Source organism: Comamonas sp. SY3 (genome assembly GCF_041730275.1).
Classification (GTDB): domain Bacteria; phylum Pseudomonadota; class Gammaproteobacteria; order Burkholderiales; family Burkholderiaceae_C; genus Comamonas; species Comamonas sediminis.
In genome coordinates this window covers 75,580-91,894 of record NZ_JBGTYN010000004.1, presented here as the reverse complement: position 1 = coordinate 91,894, position 16,315 = coordinate 75,580, and the positions used below count along the sequence as shown (strand labels likewise).

Below are 16,315 nucleotides of genomic sequence, written 5' to 3'. Positions count from 1 at the left end.
TTTCTCAGTGGGAAAAGCGGCGTCTCAACTCCTCAAACGATATGAGCTCACCGGCGATGGCGCTGGCCGCCACGGTGGCGGGGCTAGCCAGCCAGACGCTGCCCGGCCCGCCACGGCCGGGAAAATTGCGGTTGATGGCGCTGACGGTGACCTGGTCGGCACGCTCCGAGCCGCCCGGGCCGCAGTTGCCGCAGGCCCCGCACGAGGGCTGCAGCAGGCGTGCGCCCACGCGCTCGAAGGCGTCGAGGTAGCCGGCAGCGGCGCAGTGGTCGCGCACGGCAGTGGTGCCAAACTGCAGGAACAGCTGCACGCCGGGCGCCACCTTCAGGCCGTGCTCGGCAGCCCAGTGCAGCACCTGGTGGTAGTGCACAAAATCCTCGCGCTTGCCAGCGGTGCAGGAGCCGCCGTAGGCAATGTCGATGCGCAGTGGCGCAGTGATCGATGCCAATGGCCGGCCATTGCCCGGGTCGCCCGGGCTGGCCACCATCGCGGGCACGGCAGCGCAGTCGATGCGGATGGTCTGCGCATAGTCGGCGCCCGGGTCGCTGTGCATCCAGTCCTCCAGCACCACCTCGATGCCGCGCCGCTCGCGCAAAAAGCGAACGGTTTCGGCATCGGGCGCGACGATGCCGCAAAAGCCACCCAGCTCGGCCGTCATATTGGTCAACGTGGCGCGCTCGTCGGTGCCCATCCGGGCAATGACCGTGCCGCAGAACTCAAACACCTTGCCGACGCCACCACCGGCGCGGATAAAGGGCTGCGCCAGCAGGTGCAGCACCACATCCTTGGCGGCCACACCGGGCGCCAGCGCACCATCGAGCACAATGCGCAGGCTTTGCGGCAGGGTCAGGCGCACGGCACCGGTGACAAAGGCATTGGCCATGTCGGTGGTGCCCACGCCAAAGGCCACGCAGCCCAGCGCACCGCTGTGGGTGGTGTGCGAATCGGTGCCCACCACCAGCTGGCCGGGCAGCGCATGGCGCTCGGTCATCATCGCGTGCGAGATGCCCGCCACATTGCTGCCGTCATCGCGCAAGGCCTCGTCTTCCGTCAGCGTGCGGTAGCTGTGCAGGCCATAATCGGCGGCAAAGCTGCGCTGGGCCTGCACCATCCGCTGCACGTTGGGCACCAGGCCGCCCTGCACATGGGCAGGGCTCTCCTGCACATAGGAGGTGTGGTCCTCAAACACCAGGATCGAGGCCGGGTCGTTGAGCGGCAGCGGGCGGCCCAGGCTGGCATGCAGCATGTGCGCAGCCATGCCCGTGTAGTACTCGTGGATAAAGCGCCAATCGGCCCGCACAAAGGCGCCATCGCCAGCGACCGGCCGGGCCGGGGTGACGGCCGTGGCCAGTGCATGCCGGGCGACGATTTTCTCGAACAGCGTGCGCGGCTGGGTAGTGGGTGTTGGTGCGGACTGTGCTGCGCTGGCCAGGTCCGCCCCATTCGCCAGATGCGTGCGGCCAAAGGCCAGCAGGCCGCCCTGCACCAGGATGGCTGCGGCCAGTGCATCGCGCCCGGCCAGCAGCTCCTGCCAGGCAATCGCCTCACCCGCGGCAATGCGCGGGACCAGGCTCAGGTCGGTCGAGGTGATCAGGCCGATGTTGTCGGCGTTCTGGCGGTAGATGCGCTCAAAGCTCTCGGCAATCACCAGGCGCACGCCGGCCAGCTTTTCGGCCATGGGGCTGTGCTCGCGCGAGGAACCCTTGCCATAGCGCTTGCCCGCGACAACGACCTCGATGCCGCTGCCCCGTATCGCACCGGCTGCAATCGGGAACACACCGCCGGCCTGGAAGCCGCTGTAGGGGTAGTGGCCCAGCGCATCGTCAAAGTGCGTGAGGATCGCGATCGGCGTAATCTCGTCGGTGGAGACATCGTCGCGCAGCGGCTGCGCCGCCGCCAGGGATAGCTGTGCGCCAGCCAGCACCTGCTGCACGCAGACGGGGTTCTGGCTCAGGTACAGGATGCGCGGAGAAAAATGGAGTGCCGTGGGGCGGTTGCTTTGCATGCCCCATCATCGCGATGGCGCCGCGCCGCAGGAAGCGCTAAGACAGCACAGGGGATAGCGCAAAAATCGATTACCGGGATTACCCGGGGAGCTGCTCCGCGCCGCCTTGCAGCACCTGCAGCAGGGCCTGCGTGGTACGCAGCTGGGGCTGGCGGCGCAGCGCATACAGGTGCAGCTCGCGCTGCGCCCAGGGCTCGGCCAGCGGCCGCAGCATAAAGCCGGCCGAGCCGGCATAAGCAGCCACGGCGCTTTGGGGAACGACGGCAATGCCCAGGCCCGCTTCGACCATGCGGCAGACCGCATCAAAACTGCTGAGCGAGACCTCGGGGTTGAAGCGCTGCTGCAGCGCCTCGGCGCGCTCGTGCAGCATGCGGTCCAGCGCGCCGCCCTGGTGCACGCCGATCAAGGGGTGGGCCAGCACCTGCGCAAAATCAACGTCGCCGTGCGCGGCCAGCGCATGCCCCGGCGGAACCACGACCTGCAGCGGATCGCTGGCAAAGTACCAGGCATCCAGCCCCGAGGCCGGTGGCACGGCCACACCGACACCGACATCGGCGCGGTCATCCAGACAGGCGCGCAGCACCTCGCGGGTATCGGCCTCATGCAAGGAGATGCGCACATGCGGATAGCGCGCGCGGAACTGCGACAGCTTCTCGGGCAGAAAGCCCACCACCGCCGACATATTCGCGTAGAGCCGCACGGTGCCGCGCACCTCGTCGCCCTGCTCCTGCACCTCGCGCACGAGGCCTTGCAGTTCCTCATCAATCTGCATGCCCCGCTCGAACACCCGGCGACCGGCTTCGGTCAGCACCACGCCGCGAGGGGAGCGCACCAGCAAGGCCGTGCCAAACGCATGCTCCAGGTCGGACAGGCGCCGGCTGAGCGCCGATGATGCAATGTGCTCGCTCTCTGCCGCGCGGGCGATCGAGCCGGCATGCACCACGGCGATGAACAGCCGCAGGCTGTAGGTATCGAGGCGTCTGACGGGCGGGCGCTGGGAGGTCATGGTGGGACGAGCGAGATGGTGAGCCGACAAGGATAGCGCCCGGAGGCGGACTGCCGTACGATACCCGAGCGCGCCCCGCCCTGTCGCCGCAAGCGATCGGCCTAGCTGCCTGCGGCCGGCACGATCTTCTGCATGAAGTCGTTCAGGCTGGCTCCCGACAGCTCGCCCACCCTCTGGCCCTGCAGCTGGCCGTTCGCGTCATAGAACAGGGTGGTAGGCAGCGCACGGCTGCCCGCCACCTCGCCCATGCTGTTGCGCGGGTCCAGCAGCACCTGGCCATCGGGCAGGCCAAAGCCGCGTGCGGCCTTGAGCACCACTTCGGGTGCTTCCTGCTGGTTCACCCACAGAAACTGTGCCTGCGGGTAGCGCTTTTGCGCCTCCAGCAGCGCCGGCATCTCGCGTACGCAAGGGGTGCACCAGCTGGCCCAGAGGTTGATCACCACGGGCTTGCCCTTGAACTGGTCGAGCGCATGGGTTTGGGCATCCAGCGCCACCAGTGACAGCTGCGGCAAGGCCTTGGCGCTGGAGGAGAAGTGATGGACCAGCGCATTGCTGCCCAGCCACAGCACTGCAAACAGCGCCGCCGCACCCGCCAGCGGCTGGAACACCGCCTTTTTGCGCAGCCACAGCCACCAAACGTAAACAACGGCTACCGCCAGCGCCGCCCAGGGCTCCCAGCCCCCATCGCGCACATTGAACAGCGCCAGTGGCTGCGCCAGGTAGTCATCGGCATAACGCGCCACAAAGCCCAGCCGCGCTGCGACCAGCGCCAACAGCGGCAGCAGCCAGGCATGTGGCGTCGTGGACAGTCCCCGCTGTCGCGCCCAGCGCGCCAGCAGCACATCGGCCAGCAGCCATGCCAGCATCAAAATGACCAAACCCCAGGGCAGCGAAAACGGCCCGATCTGCAAACTTGCGCTCATCGTTGTATTTTTTAAAAACAGAAGGCGCTGGTGTGAAGGCACACCAGCGGCGAATCTGCTGTCTGAATACCTGGCGCGCTGTTTGGTTCCATCGCTGGCCCCGCAGCAGGAGCCAGCCATGGGCCGGTGGGTATTAGTGGTCCTCGCTCACCAGCTTGATATTGCAGTAAGCCTGCAGCCCTTCAATACCGCACTCCGAGCCCCAGCCGCTTTCCTTGACGCCGCCAAAGGGCGCCTCGGCCATCGAGATGTTCAAGGTGTTGATGCCCAGCATGCCGGTCTGCACGCCGTTGGAGAGCTGCTGGCGCACGGCGCTGTCCTGCGTGAAGGCATAGGCGGCCAGGCCGTATTGCAGGCGGTTGGCGCGTTGCAGCGCTTCGTCCATGTCGGCGATGGGATTGATCAGCGCGACGGGGCCAAAGGGCTCCTCGTTCATCAGACCGGCGTCTTCGGGCAGGTTGCTGATGACGGTGGGCTCCCAGAAGAAGCCCTTGCCGGGCATGCGCTTGCCGCCGGTGTGCAAGGTGGCGCCCTTGTCTTGCGCATCGGCGATCAGGCGGGTCAGCGCCTCGATGCGGCGCGGATTGGCCAGCGGGCCCATCTGGCTGCTTTCGTCCAGGCCATTGCCGACCTTGAGCTTCTTGGTGCGCTCGACAAAGGCGCTCACAAAGCGGTCGAACACATCGCGGTGCACATAAAAGCGTGTGGGCGAGATGCAGACCTGGCCGGCGTTGCGGAACTTGCCGGCGACCAGGGCGTCGGCGGCTTTCTCGATGTCTGCATCCTTCCAGACGATCACCGGCGCATGGCCGCCCAGCTCCAGGGTGGCGCGCTTCATGCTCTTGGCGGCATGCGAGGCCAGCATCTTGCCCACGGCGGTGGAGCCGGTGAACGAGAACTTGGCCACCTCGGGCTGGTCGAGCAGGTAGCCCGATACCTCGGCAGGCACGCCGAACACCATGTTCAGCACGCCAGCGGGCAGGCCGGCATCGTGCAGCACGCGCACCAGCTCCTGGGCGGTGGCGGGGGTTTCCTCGGCGGGCTTGAGCACCAGCGTGCAGCCCGCAGCGAGGGCGCCGGCAATCTTGCGTGCCGGGGTGATGGCGGGGAAGTTCCAGGGCGCAAACGCGGCGCAGACGCCAACCGGTTCATGGTGCACGGCAATGCGCTGCGTCGGGGTCTTGCCCGGCACCAGCCGGCCATAGTTGCGGCGGCCCTCCTCGGCATACCAGTCGTAGGTGTCGGCAGCGGCCAGCACTTCCAGCCTGGCTTCGCGCACGGGCTTGCCCTGCTCCAGGGTCATGCAGCGGGCGATGTGGTCGGCACGTTCGCGGATCAGGCTGGCGGCCTTGCGCAGGATGTCCGAGCGGGCCAGCGGTGAGGTGCGCTTCCAGCCTTCAAACGCGGCGTTGGCGGCCTGCAGGGCGGCCTGCAGATCGGCTGGGCTGGCATGGGGCAGCTGGCCCAGTGTGGACTCGTCCAGCGGGTTGATGACGGGCTCGCTCTTGCGGCCGTCGGCGGACAGCCATTGGCCGTTGATAAACAGCTGCAACTGTGGATAAGCTTGGGACATCGGTGGCTCCTGCCAGGGGTTTGGAATGCATAACGCGGTCTTTCTGAAAAGAAGACCGCGTGGCTTGTGGATAAGACTGTGTTTATTTCTTCACAAAAGCACACTTGCCATCGGCCATGGGGCGGAACGCCTGGTCCCCCGCAATGGTGGCCAGCACCTTGTAATAGTCCCAGGGTCCTTTCGATTCCTCGGGGGACTTGACCTGCACCAGGTAGAGGTCGTGCACCATGCGGCCGTCCTCACGCACATGGCCGTTCTGGCTGAAGAAATCCTCGATCTTGTTGGACTTGAGGTACTTGGTCACCGCTGGGCCGTCGTCGGTCTGGGTGGCGGCCACGGCCTTCAGGTACTGGGTGACGGCCGAGTAGGTGCCGGCGTGCACCATCGAGGGCATGGTCTTCTTGCCCATGCGCTCAAAAAAGCGCTGCGAGAAGGCGCGCGTCTCCGGCGTGCGGTCCCAGTAGAAGGCGGTCGCAAAGGTCAGGCCTTGCGCGGTCTTGAGGCCCAGCGAATGCACGTCCTGGATGAACATGAACTGGGGCGCCACCGTCTGCTTTTGCATCAGGCCGAACTGCTTGGCCGACTTGATCGCATTGATGGTGTCATTGCCCGCGCTCACCAACGTGACCACCGAGGCCTTGGACTCCTGCGCCTGCAGCACAAAGGACGAGAAATCGCTGGCATTGAGCGGGAAGTTGGTGCGGCCCACGACCTTGCCGCCGCCCTTGGTGACGATATTGGTCACCGTCTCGGCGCCGGCCTTGCCGAACGCATAGTCCACCGCCATGATGTACCAGTCCTTCTTGCCTTTTTCCAGCATCGCATGGGCCACGCCACTGGCCATCGCATAGGTGTCATAGGTGTAGTGGATGCCGGTGGGCATGCAGGCCTCGCTGGTCAGCGCGTCCGATGCGCCGCCCGAGGTCAGCACCAGCTTGTTGCGCTCCTTGGCCAGGTTGTAGACGGCCATCGCCACGGCCGAGTTGTTCAGGTCGACCACCACGTCCACGCCATCGGTATCGAACCAGGTGCGTGCGCGGCTGGCACCGACGTCGGCCTTGCCTTGGTGGTCGGCAAACACCACCTCGATCTTCTTGCCCCCGACCTTGCCGCCGAAGTCCTCCACCGCCATACGGGCGGCTTCCACCGAGCCGCGTCCTGCGGTGTCGGCATAGGGGCCGGACATGTCGCTGAGCACGGCAATCTTGACGACGTCGTCAGAGATGCCCTGCGCTTGCGCGCCCGTGGTGCAGCATGCGGCCATCGCCAAAGCCAGCGCGGTCATTTTCATGGTCTTGTCTCCGGTTTTATAGAAAGCGTTTGACAGACGATGCTAGAGATTTCTGGCCCCCTGGTTTCTGCATTTGCGAAGCAGCACCTTAGGCTGTGCCAAAGCCTAGAAAACCCTGATGGTTTTCTATACCAAACTGCTGTCACCCAGGTTCGTCAAGCGCGGCCAAACCCCCTCTTCGGCAACCAATAATTGCGTGCAGCAGGCATTAGGCCCATGCTTGACCATCCGCTATCTCCTCAGAAAGACTCCGCAATGACACCCTCGATGTCAAGCCAGTACCAGGCTGCATTGGATACGGGCAGCTTCCAGATTCAGCGCTGCAAGGCCTGCGCCCAGGCCATCTTCTATCCCCGTGAGCTGTGCCCGCATTGCGGCAGCGATGCGCTGGCCTGGGAGCAACCCAGTGGCAAAGGCACGGTTTACTCGACCACGGTGATCCGCCGCAAGGCCGAGGCCGGTGGCGACTACAACGTCGCGCTGGTGGACCTGGCAGAAGGCCCGCGCATGATGAGCCGCGTCGAAGGCATGGCGCCCGCCGATGTGAAGATCGGCATGGCCGTGCAGGCCGAGGTGATCGAGCACAACGGCAAGGGCCTGGTGGTGTTCAAAGCCGCATAACAAGAGGGATAAGACATGGCACAAGTACATACCAGCAGCGGCCTGCGCGCGCTGCGCGGCAAGGCCGCCATCACCGGCGTGGCCACCTATGGCTGCGGCGAGGCCCCGGGCTCGGACGACATGCTGCTGCTCGCACGCGCTGCCCATGCAGCCGTCGCCGATGCGGGCCTGACGATGCAGGACATCGACGGCCTGGCCACCTGCAGCGTCAACGCCACGATGTGGCCGATGCCGGTGATCGAGCACCTGGGCATCAACCCGAACTACATCAACGGCACCATGGTGGGCGGCTCCAGCTTTATCGCCCACCTGCTGCCGTCGGTCATGGCGTTGGAGGCTGGCCAGTGCAAGCATGTGCTGGTCTGCTACGGCAGCGCCCAACGCTCGGCCGCCTTTGGCCGCAAGGAGTCCACCGCTGCGCGCAAGTTCATGGACCCGCAGCCTTTTGAGCATCCCTTCGAGCCCACGATGCCGGTCGCCGCCTATGCGATGGCAGCGGCCCGCCACATGCACCAGTACGGCACCACGCGCGAGCAGCTCGCCGCCGTGGCCGTCTCGGCCCGCCAATGGGCACAGAAGAACCCCGAGGCCTTCATGCGCGACCCGCTGACCATCGAGCAGGTGCTGGGCGCCCGCATGGTGGCCGATCCCTTCACCGTGCGCGATTGCTGCCTGGTGACCGATGGCGGCGGCGCCTTTGTGCTGAGCCGCGCAGACGATGCCCAGCGCGGCCCGAACGCGCCCATCTATGTGTTGGGCAATGCCACGGCCTGCTGGAACCGCCAGATCTCGTCGATGCCCGACCTCACCGTCACCGCTGCGAGCCAGTCGGGGGCGCTGGCCTTTGCGATGGCGGGCCTGACGGCGCAAGACATGGATGTGGTCGAGCTCTACGACGCCTTCACCATCAACACCCTGCTCTTCCTGGAAGACCTGGGCTTTGTCAACAAGGGCGAGGCCGGTGCCTTTGTCGCCAGCGGTGCGATTGCGCCGGGCGGCAGTCTGCCAGTCAACACCAATGGCGGTGGCCTGTCCTGCGTGCACCCGGGCATGTACGGCATCTTTGCGCTGATCGAGGCGGTGCGCCAGCTGCGCGGCCACTGCGGCGAGCGCCAGGTGGCGGGCGCCCAGCTGGCACTGGCCCATGGCAATGGCGGCACCCTGTCGAGCCAGGCTACGGCGATTTTGGGCACGGCGGCAACGCTCTAAAAGCCCTCAAGAGAGAGAACATTCGATGATCCGAGACCAAGAAACCCTGGACGCACTGCTCGACAGCGTGCGCCGCTTTGTGCGCGAGCGCCTGGTGCCCGCCGAGAACGAAGTCGCCGAAACCGACGAGATCCCCGAAGCCATCGTGCAGGAGATGCGCGAGCTGGGCCTGTTCGGCCTGACCATCCCGGAAGCATTCGGCGGCCTGGAGCTGACGATGGAAGAGGAAGTGCATGTGCTGCTGGAGCTGTGCCAGACCTCGCCCGCCTTCCGCTCGGTGATCGGCACCACGGTGGGCATCGGCTCGCAAGGCATCCTGATGGATGGCACCGATGCCCAGAAGGCCGAATGGCTGCCGCGCCTGGCCACCGGCGAGGTGATCGCCTCGTTCGCGCTGACCGAGCCCGAAGCCGGCTCGGACGCCGCATCGTTGCGCACCACCGCCGTCAGGCAGGGCGACCACTACATCGTCAACGGCACCAAGCGCTTCATCACCAATGCGCCCCATGCCGGCATGTTCACGTTGATGGCACGTACCAACCCGGCCGACAAGGGCGCCGGCGGCGTGTCCTCCTTCATCGTCGATGCCAAGAGCCCGGGCATCAGCTTTGGCAAGTACGACAAGAAGATGGGCCAGCGCGGCGCCCACACCTGCGATGTGATCTTTGACAACGTCAAGGTGCCCGCTGCCAACCTGATCGGCCTGCAGGAGGGGCGGGGCTTCAAGACCGCGATGAAGGTGCTGGAAAAAGGCCGCATCCACATCGCCGCCGTGGCCGTGGGTTGTGCCAAACGCATCCTGCGCGATGCACTGCAGTACGCGCTGGAGCGCAAGCAGTTTGGCCAGGCGATCTGCGACTTCCAGCTGGTGCAGGCGATGCTGGCCGACAGCCAGGCCGAGCTCTACGCCGCCGAGTGCATGACCATCGACGCCGCACGCCGCCGCGATGCGGGCCAGAACGTCTCGACCGAGGCATCGAGTGCCAAGATGTTTGCCACCGAGATGTGCGGCCGCGTGGCCGACCGTGCAGTGCAGATCCTCGGCGGCTCGGGCTATATGGCCGAGTACGGCATCGAGCGCTTCTACCGCGATGTGCGGCTGTTCCGCCTCTACGAGGGCACGACGCAGATCCAGCAGATCATCATTGCGCGCAACATGGTGCGCGAAGCCAAGGCCGCCGCATGAGCACCACCCCGCCCCGCCAGCAGCTGAGCATCGAGGACCTCAACACCCGCGTGCCGTTTCTGCGCCTCATCGGCGCCCGCCAGGATCCGAACTTTGAAGACGGCATCGTGCGCGTGCACCTGCCCGACCTGCGCGAGGAGCTGTGCAACCAGCTGCCCGCCGCGCACGGCGGCATTCTGATGACCCTGCTTGATGTGGCGATGTCGCGCGCCGCCGTGCTCGCCCCCGGCGCACCGTCGAGCACCGCCGTCACGGTAGAGATGTCCTCGCGCTTCATCTACCCTGGCCGCGGCCCGCTGGTTGCCGAAGGCTGGGTCATCAACCAGGGCCGCTCGCTGTGCACCTGCCAGGCCAACATCTATGACGCCAACCGCCGCATCCTGGCCACCGCCCAAGGTACCTTCAAATACTGGAAAGCCCACGCCTACGACAACACGGCCGAACCCAGTGCATAACTGAGGGGAAAAGCACAGACATGTGCACTGTTTTGTGGATAAACCAGCCACTTATCCACGACCCGCCAGAAATCCACCGACTTACCCCCAACGAAAACGCGACCCGAAGGTCGCGTTTGTTTTTGGAGGAAGCAATGACAAGAACGCTGCAGTAAAACGGCACCCAGATGCCAGGATGGTAATTCCGGTATTCAACAACGAAACCCAGCAGCGCACAGAGCGCCCGAGCCACCCACCCCAATGGCGAGATGGGCCCGCAGGCTAGGCGTGGCGCCGCAGACAATACTTCGGTATGGCAAGGCGCCACAACAACGCATGCGGGCCCATATCGCCACCCCAAAACGAAAACTGTCAACGCCCCTCAGCCGCTAGACGCCGTCACAGCGCCCAAACACCCAAGAATCAAGAACCCACAATTCGGTATGGCAAGGCGCCACAACAACGCATGCGGGCCCATATCGCCACCAAAAAACGAAACCTGCCAAAGCCCCAAAAATCACCAGCATCCGCCGCAGCACACATGCACCACGGAAAAAAATCCAAGCAACTTACTTATCTGGCAGCTCGATTTTTACTTCGAGGACTTCCAGGTTGTCTTGTCGCTCCAGATTGACGCGTACATCATCGGGATTGATGGAGACGTACTTGGCAATCACAGCCATCAGCTCCTTTTGCAGGGCCGGCAGATAGTCGGGCTGGTTATTGCTGCGGCCCGTGCGCTCACGCGCCAAAATAATCTGCAGCCGCTCCTTGGCGACCGACGCGGTCTTCTTCTTTTCACCCAAGAACAGGGACAGCAAGGACATCAGACTTACCTCCCGAAAATACGTTTGAAGAAACCAGGCTTCTGCGCATCGGTAAAGCGCATCGGCTTGTCTTCACCCAAAAAGCGCGCCACCACATCCTTGTAGGCTTCGGACACATCGGTCTGGCTCAGATTGATCGCAGGGGTGCCCTGGTTGGAGGCCTGCAGCACCGATTCCGACTCGGGAATCACACCGATCAGCGGAATGCGCAGAATGTCCTGGATGTCTTCCAGCGACAGCATCTGGCCGTCCTGCACCCGGTTGGGGTTGTAGCGCGTGATCAGCAGGTGTTCCTTGATAGGATCGCCGCCATCGACGGCACGCTTGGTCTTGGAGCTGAGCATGCCCAGGATGCGGTCCGAGTCACGCACGGACGACACCTCGGGGTTGGTGACCACCAGTGCCTCGTCGGCAAAGTGCATCGCCATCAGCGCGCCGCTCTCGATACCGGCGGGCGAGTCGCAGACGATGTAGTCAAAGTCCATCGCCGCCAGGTCCTTGAGGATCTTCTCGACCCCGTCCTGCGTCAGCGCATCCTTGTCGCGCGTTTGCGAGGCGGCCAGGATGTAGAGGTTCTCCAATTGCTTGTCCTTGATCAGCGCCTGGTTGAGGTTGGCCTCTCCCTGGATCACATTGATCAGGTCATAGACCACACGGCGCTCGCAGCCCATGATCAGGTCCAGATTGCGCAGGCCGACGTCAAAGTCGATCACCGCAGTCTTGTTGCCGCTCAGCGCCAATCCGGCCGCAAAGCTTGCACTGGTGGTAGTTTTTCCAACTCCGCCCTTGCCGGAAGTTACAACGACGATTTTTGCCATCTTTCGATCCGATCCCTTTACGTCCTCAAATGTCCAAAGCCCTGTCCGGGCTGTCCCTTGGTGCCTGTCACAGCGGTTCAATCAGCAGTTTCTCACCTTCAAGCCGCACCACGGCAGCCTTGCCCGACAGCTCGGCGGGCCAATCCGACTCGACCGTGCGGTAGATGCCCGCAATCGACACGAGCTGCGGCTCGAAACAGGTGCAATAAATACGCGCGCTCTTGTCCCCACGGGCGCCGGCCACGGCCCGGCCCCGCAGCGGACCGTAGACATGGACGTTGCCATCGGCAATCACCTCGGCGCCAAAGCTGACGATGGCGTTGACGATCACATCGCTGCCCGACGCATAGACCTGCTGGCCCGAACGCATGGGTTTGTCGACCCGCAGGGTGGTCTTGGGCGGCAGCTGCACTTCCTTGATCACCTCGACCTCAACCTCGCGCACCTCGGGTTCCGCCGCCTTGCGCGCTGGCGGCGCTTCGGGCGCGGCGATGAGGCCTGCTGCGTAGGCACTGGCCATCTGCGCCTCGCTGCCGCCGCGCACGGCCACTGGCGTGGTGCGGTACTGGCGCAGCAACGCCACGAGCGCCGCAAAGTCGATGTCCTCCCCGCTCTCGCGCAGTTGCGCGAGATCGACCAGCACCGGGTCATGGTCGAAGAACGCGGAGTCGCTGCCAAAACGCTCGGCAAACTCCTGGGACAATTGCTCCAGGTCGGCCGAACGCAATGCGAACGCAACCACCGGCAACTGGGCGCTTTTCATATCGAAACCGCTGCGCTGGGTTGTTTCACCTGACATGGTTATAAGCCGATCTACTTATTGGACATGAATCGGCAAAGTGTAACCTGCTTGACGTGAACCGCCGCAGCCGGTCTGCCGTTTTGCCCGGATTGACAACACTCTTTTACCAATGAGGCCATGCGGGCCGGGGCTTGCAGAGTGCCATGAAAAAGGGCGCTCATGCGCCCTGGGGAATGCCTCAGCCGGTCAGGGCTTGAGCTGGAAGCCGCAATGGCCGCAGAACACATCGTCAGCCGCCACCACCTCAAAGCAACTGCGGCAGCGCAGCAAGGGCTCGGAGGCCACCGGTGCCGCTGGCGCTGCCGTGGGCGGCAAAGCCGATGCGGCCGCACCGCCAACGACTGCTGCAGCGCCCAGGCCAGTGGTGGGCGTTGGCGCCACCGGCGGCTGCACGGGCGCAGGGGGCACCACGGAAGCCGGCGCCACAGGGGCTGGCGCTACCGGAGCAGAGGGTGTGGGGGCTGCGGGTGCTGGGGCTGGCACCGGAGCGACGACCGATGCCGGTGCAGGAGCCGACGTCACCGGGGGCACCGGAGCCACGGGAGCGACCGGCGCAGGTGCCGGCGCAAAGATGTCATTCAGCGGCGCTACCGGTGCAGCAGGCGTTGCTGGTGCTGCCGGAGCCACGGGTGCAGCCGGGCCACGCGCCGTGCCGCCGTGGTGGCCATGGCCATCCATATGCGCAGCATGGCGCACCTTGTCGGCCGCCTCGCGGGCCATGCCCTGGGCCTGGCGGGCCTTCTCGCGCGCCAGGTCAATGCCGGCCTGCAGGCTCTCTTCGGTACCTTGCTCATCGAGGCCATCGGTGACCATCAGGTAGATGATGTTCACGCCCATGATCATCACCTGCATGGTCAGCGCCATCAGCACGGCAAACAGGATCACGGTCGACAGGGTGCCGGCCAGCATATGGCCGCTGCCGGCCATCGCGCCAAAGGCGGCAGAGTTGCCCATGCCGCCCATCGACGCCATCATGCTCGGGCCGATCACGCCGCTGGCAATCGCCGTCATGTAGGCAAAGCCGGGGATGAAGCCGGTGAACACCACCAAGGTGATGACGGTGATGACGATGTAGAGCGCCAGCAGCATCAGCACCAGCGGCACCAGGCGCGTGCGCACCACTGCCAGCACCAGCGAGACCGCGCGGCGCAGCGAACGGCCGTCCCAGATCGCGGGGGCCAGCAGCGGCGCCGCCACCCAGTACAGCGCGATGAAGAACACCGACGCGGCAATCACCATCACCGGATGGGCAAAGAACAGCAGGATCGGGCCGATGAACGGAATCTTGCAGACGAAATAGACAATGGCCGCCACCAGGCACAGGCCCAGCACCACGGCCAGTACCAGCAGGCCAAACAGGATGAAGCGCGGGACACACAGCAGGCCCGCCCGGATGGCGGCAGCCACGCTGCGCTGCTCCACATCCTTGGCCTTGTCCTGCAGCAGGATGCCGACTGCCGACATGCCGGCCGAGAACACCACCGAGGCGATGACCAGGAACAGCAGCGCCAGCAGCATGCTGCCCGCGCGGGTGGCCAGCATCTGGCCGCCCACCATCACCAGGCCGCCGGCCAGCCAGGTCAGGAACGACAGGCCGAGCACACGCCATTGGGTCAGGCCCTCGGCCGCTCGCATCAGTTGGCCAAAGTCAATGGACTTCAGCATCGATTTGGGAGAAGACATCAGCGATTCCTTCGTCGTGGTTATCGTTGGGTGGGGCCAGCGGCCCCGCAGGGGCGCGCATGGCTGCTACAGGCGCGGGTGGTGGCTTCAATCGATGCGGCTGGGCCAGGGTTTGGCCTGGATCACGAAGTGCTCGATACCCGGTGGGACATTCTTGTCGGCCGATTTCTTGACCTCGACCGGGTTGCCGGCCTCGGTGGGTGCGGTGCCGGAATTGGTATTGACCTTCTTGGCACGCAGATCGCGCGGCGAGACGGTGACAAAGATCGTGGCGCCGCCCCGGTTGTCGGCCATCATCGTGGCGATGTCCTTGATGGCAACCATCGCATCCTTGTGCTCCTGGCGCGACTTGGCGGCCCAGGGCAGATCGAGCGATACCGCATCGAGCACCGGCATGCCGCGCGTCGCAGGCGACTGGCTGGAGCTGAAGACCTGCTCGGTGGTGGTGGTCTTGCTGCCCGAGATGCGCTGCTTGACCGGCAGCGCCGACATCGCCTCGACCGCGCGGACGCGCAGCGCCTCGGCCTGGTCGATCTCGCCCTTGATCTTCTGCTCCCAGGTCACCAGTGCAGGTGGCACGGCAGGCTCACGGCAGCCGGGGGGCGACGCAACCCCGCACTCCACCTGGACCGGCACCGCTGGCGCGGGCGCAGGTGCGGGTTCTGGCGGGGGCGCCACGCAGCCCGCCAGCGCGAGCACCGACACCAGGGCGGACATTTTCATCAACAGCTTCACAATGCTCTCCTTCAATTCAGCAAATCATCCAGGGTTTGGGGGCGCGCCGGCTTGCGCACGGCTGGCCGGGCCGGCGCCGGTGCGGGCGCAGGGGCAGCCGCTTCTTCGATGGGCACCGCAGCGGCCACGGCCTCCTCGGCAGTTGCCGGGGCTACCAGCGATTCATTGGGGGCGAGCGCAGCATTGGTCTCGACCATCGCCGGCGCAGCCGCCTCTACCGGCGCAGCGACGGCGGCAGGGGCGGAGACGCTGGGCGCCGCCACGCTGCCCGCTGCAGGGCGCCCCTGCTGGCTCTTCCACCACCAGGCACCGCCTGCGGCCACTACCACCAGGCCCAACAGTGCCAACATAATACGCAGCCCGTGGCCGCTGGAGGGCACCGGGGCTTCGGGCATGGGGTTGCGCACCTGCGCGCCGGCACGCGGGCGCAGGCTGGGGTCCGGGGCGGTGGAAGGGGCACGCCTGGCAGCGGCATCGGTCTGCCACAGCGGCACGTCGGGTTCGCGCAAGGCAGGCGCCGGCACGGCCGCTGCCGAGCTGGCCGCCGCACCACCGATCACCATCGCGGCGCTGGTCTGGATGCGCTCACCGGGCAGCGTGGACGCGGGCTCGGAGCTGTCCTGCACATTGCCAAAGACCAGAATGGCCTTCTCTTCGGCCGGGCTCAGCGGGGCGTCCCAGTCGGGCGCGGTGTCCTGAAACCCGGGGCTTTCCTCAAAGCGGCAGCCGCATTGCTTGCAAAACAATGCCTGCCCTTTGCACAGCGCGCCGCAGTCGGGGCAGGTTGCATAGGCGGCCACCGGCGCTGCCGGCAGGCTGCGGGGGCTGGCCAGCGCCTCGGACAGCGGCTCCGACTGCACCTTGCAGCCGCATTTCCGACAGAATTTGGCGTTGGCGGCCAATGCCTCGCCACATTGCACACAGTTCATCGAAACCCTCTCTCCCTGGACGTACAGGCTGCCGAAAGCAACCTACCGTATTTGTTCTGAATATCATTGTGATTATCTATTGCATTGACCCATTGGGCCAGTGCCATGGCGCCACACCGTGCAGCATCGCCGTCCCGGCCGCACTGCATGGGTTCCTGGTTAGAGAGTTTCCCTCTCTCTACAAGGATTGGCAAATTCACTATGATGCAGCACCTTTTCTCTCGCCCGCCTGCAATTGCGCCCACCGGCGCAGCCCTGCACGCGGCCTGCCCA

Annotated in this window: 15 protein-coding genes; 4 read left to right on the top strand and 11 right to left on the bottom strand. The window is 65.3% G+C overall.

Annotated features, from left to right (window positions below; genetic code table 11):
• Positions 1–4 precede the first annotated feature (4 nt).
• The 5 genes from ACCQ08_RS07025 to ACCQ08_RS07005 form a co-directional block, all read right to left on the bottom strand.
• Positions 5–2,005 carry an aconitase family protein gene (locus ACCQ08_RS07025; protein WP_373449312.1) on the bottom strand — a complete coding sequence of 667 codons (2,001 nt, stop codon included), beginning with the start codon at positions 2,003–2,005 and terminating at the stop codon, positions 5–7.
• 79 nt (positions 2,006–2,084) lie between these two features.
• Complete coding sequence (locus ACCQ08_RS07020; RefSeq protein ID WP_373449311.1) at positions 2,085–3,011, bottom strand: LysR substrate-binding domain-containing protein; 927 nt, start codon at positions 3,009–3,011, stop codon at positions 2,085–2,087.
• Between the two features lie 101 nt (positions 3,012–3,112).
• Positions 3,113–3,934 carry a prolipoprotein diacylglyceryl transferase family protein gene (locus ACCQ08_RS07015; RefSeq protein ID WP_373449310.1) on the bottom strand — a complete coding sequence of 274 codons (822 nt, stop codon included), beginning with the start codon at positions 3,932–3,934 and terminating at the stop codon, positions 3,113–3,115.
• A gap of 133 nt (positions 3,935–4,067) precedes the next feature.
• Positions 4,068–5,507, bottom strand: a complete 1,440-nt coding sequence (locus ACCQ08_RS07010; RefSeq protein WP_373449309.1) for an NAD-dependent succinate-semialdehyde dehydrogenase — start codon at positions 5,505–5,507, stop codon at positions 4,068–4,070.
• Between the two features lie 82 nt (positions 5,508–5,589).
• Entirely contained in the window at positions 5,590–6,798 is a 1,209-nt protein-coding gene (locus tag ACCQ08_RS07005; RefSeq protein WP_312414344.1) for an ABC transporter substrate-binding protein, read from the bottom strand.
• A gap of 255 nt (positions 6,799–7,053) precedes the next feature.
• On the opposite strand from ACCQ08_RS07005, the gene ACCQ08_RS07000 reads away from it, so the two are divergent.
• The 4 genes from ACCQ08_RS07000 to ACCQ08_RS06985 are packed head-to-tail and all read left to right on the top strand — an operon-like array spanning position 7,054 to position 10,269.
• A complete protein-coding gene (locus tag ACCQ08_RS07000; protein WP_133856704.1) occupies positions 7,054–7,419 on the top strand; it encodes a Zn-ribbon domain-containing OB-fold protein in 366 nt (121 codons plus the stop codon).
• Between the two features lie 15 nt (positions 7,420–7,434).
• Positions 7,435–8,628 carry a thiolase gene (locus tag ACCQ08_RS06995; protein ID WP_373449308.1) on the top strand — a complete coding sequence of 398 codons (1,194 nt, stop codon included), beginning with the start codon at positions 7,435–7,437 and terminating at the stop codon, positions 8,626–8,628.
• 25 nt (positions 8,629–8,653) lie between these two features.
• A complete protein-coding gene (locus ACCQ08_RS06990; RefSeq protein WP_239810107.1) occupies positions 8,654–9,814 on the top strand; it encodes an acyl-CoA dehydrogenase family protein in 1,161 nt (386 codons plus the stop codon).
• A complete protein-coding gene (locus ACCQ08_RS06985; RefSeq protein WP_021027471.1) occupies positions 9,811–10,269 on the top strand; it encodes a PaaI family thioesterase in 459 nt (152 codons plus the stop codon). Before ACCQ08_RS06990 ends, ACCQ08_RS06985 begins: the two co-directional genes overlap by 4 nt.
• Before the next feature lie 548 nt (positions 10,270–10,817).
• On the opposite strand, the gene minE is transcribed toward ACCQ08_RS06985, so the two are convergent.
• The 6 genes from minE to ACCQ08_RS06955 form a co-directional block, all read right to left on the bottom strand.
• Positions 10,818–11,075, bottom strand: coding sequence for a cell division topological specificity factor MinE (gene minE, locus ACCQ08_RS06980; protein WP_021027472.1), 258 nt, complete (start codon positions 11,073–11,075; stop codon positions 10,818–10,820).
• Positions 11,076–11,080: 5 nt separating this feature from the next.
• Positions 11,081–11,893, bottom strand: coding sequence for a septum site-determining protein MinD (gene minD / locus ACCQ08_RS06975; protein ID WP_239810105.1), 813 nt, complete (start codon positions 11,891–11,893; stop codon positions 11,081–11,083).
• Between the two features lie 67 nt (positions 11,894–11,960).
• Positions 11,961–12,692 (bottom strand): septum site-determining protein MinC, encoded by a 732-nt coding sequence (gene minC / locus ACCQ08_RS06970; RefSeq protein ID WP_373449307.1) that lies wholly within the window; start codon positions 12,690–12,692, stop codon positions 11,961–11,963.
• A gap of 189 nt (positions 12,693–12,881) precedes the next feature.
• Positions 12,882–14,378, bottom strand: a complete 1,497-nt coding sequence (locus ACCQ08_RS06965) for a hypothetical protein (protein ID WP_373449306.1) — start codon at positions 14,376–14,378, stop codon at positions 12,882–12,884.
• A gap of 87 nt (positions 14,379–14,465) precedes the next feature.
• On the bottom strand, positions 14,466–15,101 hold the full coding sequence (locus ACCQ08_RS06960) for a hypothetical protein (protein ID WP_239810103.1): 636 nt from the start codon (positions 15,099–15,101) through the stop codon (positions 14,466–14,468).
• 23 nt (positions 15,102–15,124) lie between these two features.
• Positions 15,125–16,042: a zinc ribbon domain-containing protein gene (locus ACCQ08_RS06955; protein ID WP_373449305.1), complete on the bottom strand. Its 918-nt coding sequence runs from the start codon at positions 16,040–16,042 to the stop codon at positions 15,125–15,127.
• Between the last annotated feature and the right edge of the window lie 273 nt (positions 16,043–16,315).

Bases quoted from the DNA above. Each gene is read 5' to 3' on its own strand.
- ACCQ08_RS07005 (WP_312414344.1), bottom strand. From the start codon at position 6,798: ATGAAAATGACCGCGCTGGCTTTGGCGATGGCCGCATGCTGCACCACG.
- minE (WP_021027472.1), bottom strand. From the start codon at position 11,075: ATGTCCTTGCTGTCCCTGTTCTTGGGTGAAAAGAAGAAGACCGCGTCG.
- ACCQ08_RS06995 (WP_373449308.1), top strand. From the start codon at position 7,435: ATGGCACAAGTACATACCAGCAGCGGCCTGCGCGCGCTGCGCGGCAAG.
- ACCQ08_RS07010 (WP_373449309.1), bottom strand. From the start codon at position 5,507: ATGTCCCAAGCTTATCCACAGTTGCAGCTGTTTATCAACGGCCAATGG.
- minC (WP_373449307.1), bottom strand. From the start codon at position 12,692: ATGTCAGGTGAAACAACCCAGCGCAGCGGTTTCGATATGAAAAGCGCC.
- ACCQ08_RS07025 (WP_373449312.1), bottom strand. From the start codon at position 2,005: ATGCAAAGCAACCGCCCCACGGCACTCCATTTTTCTCCGCGCATCCTG.
- ACCQ08_RS06960 (WP_239810103.1), bottom strand. From the start codon at position 15,101: ATGAAAATGTCCGCCCTGGTGTCGGTGCTCGCGCTGGCGGGCTGCGTG.
- ACCQ08_RS06965 (WP_373449306.1), bottom strand. From the start codon at position 14,378: ATGTCTTCTCCCAAATCGATGCTGAAGTCCATTGACTTTGGCCAACTG.
- ACCQ08_RS06985 (WP_021027471.1), top strand. From the start codon at position 9,811: ATGAGCACCACCCCGCCCCGCCAGCAGCTGAGCATCGAGGACCTCAAC.
- minD (WP_239810105.1), bottom strand. From the start codon at position 11,893: ATGGCAAAAATCGTCGTTGTAACTTCCGGCAAGGGCGGAGTTGGAAAA.
- ACCQ08_RS07020 (WP_373449311.1), bottom strand. From the start codon at position 3,011: ATGACCTCCCAGCGCCCGCCCGTCAGACGCCTCGATACCTACAGCCTG.
- ACCQ08_RS07000 (WP_133856704.1), top strand. From the start codon at position 7,054: ATGACACCCTCGATGTCAAGCCAGTACCAGGCTGCATTGGATACGGGC.
- ACCQ08_RS06955 (WP_373449305.1), bottom strand. From the start codon at position 16,042: ATGAACTGTGTGCAATGTGGCGAGGCATTGGCCGCCAACGCCAAATTC.
- ACCQ08_RS07015 (WP_373449310.1), bottom strand. From the start codon at position 3,934: ATGAGCGCAAGTTTGCAGATCGGGCCGTTTTCGCTGCCCTGGGGTTTG.
- ACCQ08_RS06990 (WP_239810107.1), top strand. From the start codon at position 8,654: ATGATCCGAGACCAAGAAACCCTGGACGCACTGCTCGACAGCGTGCGC.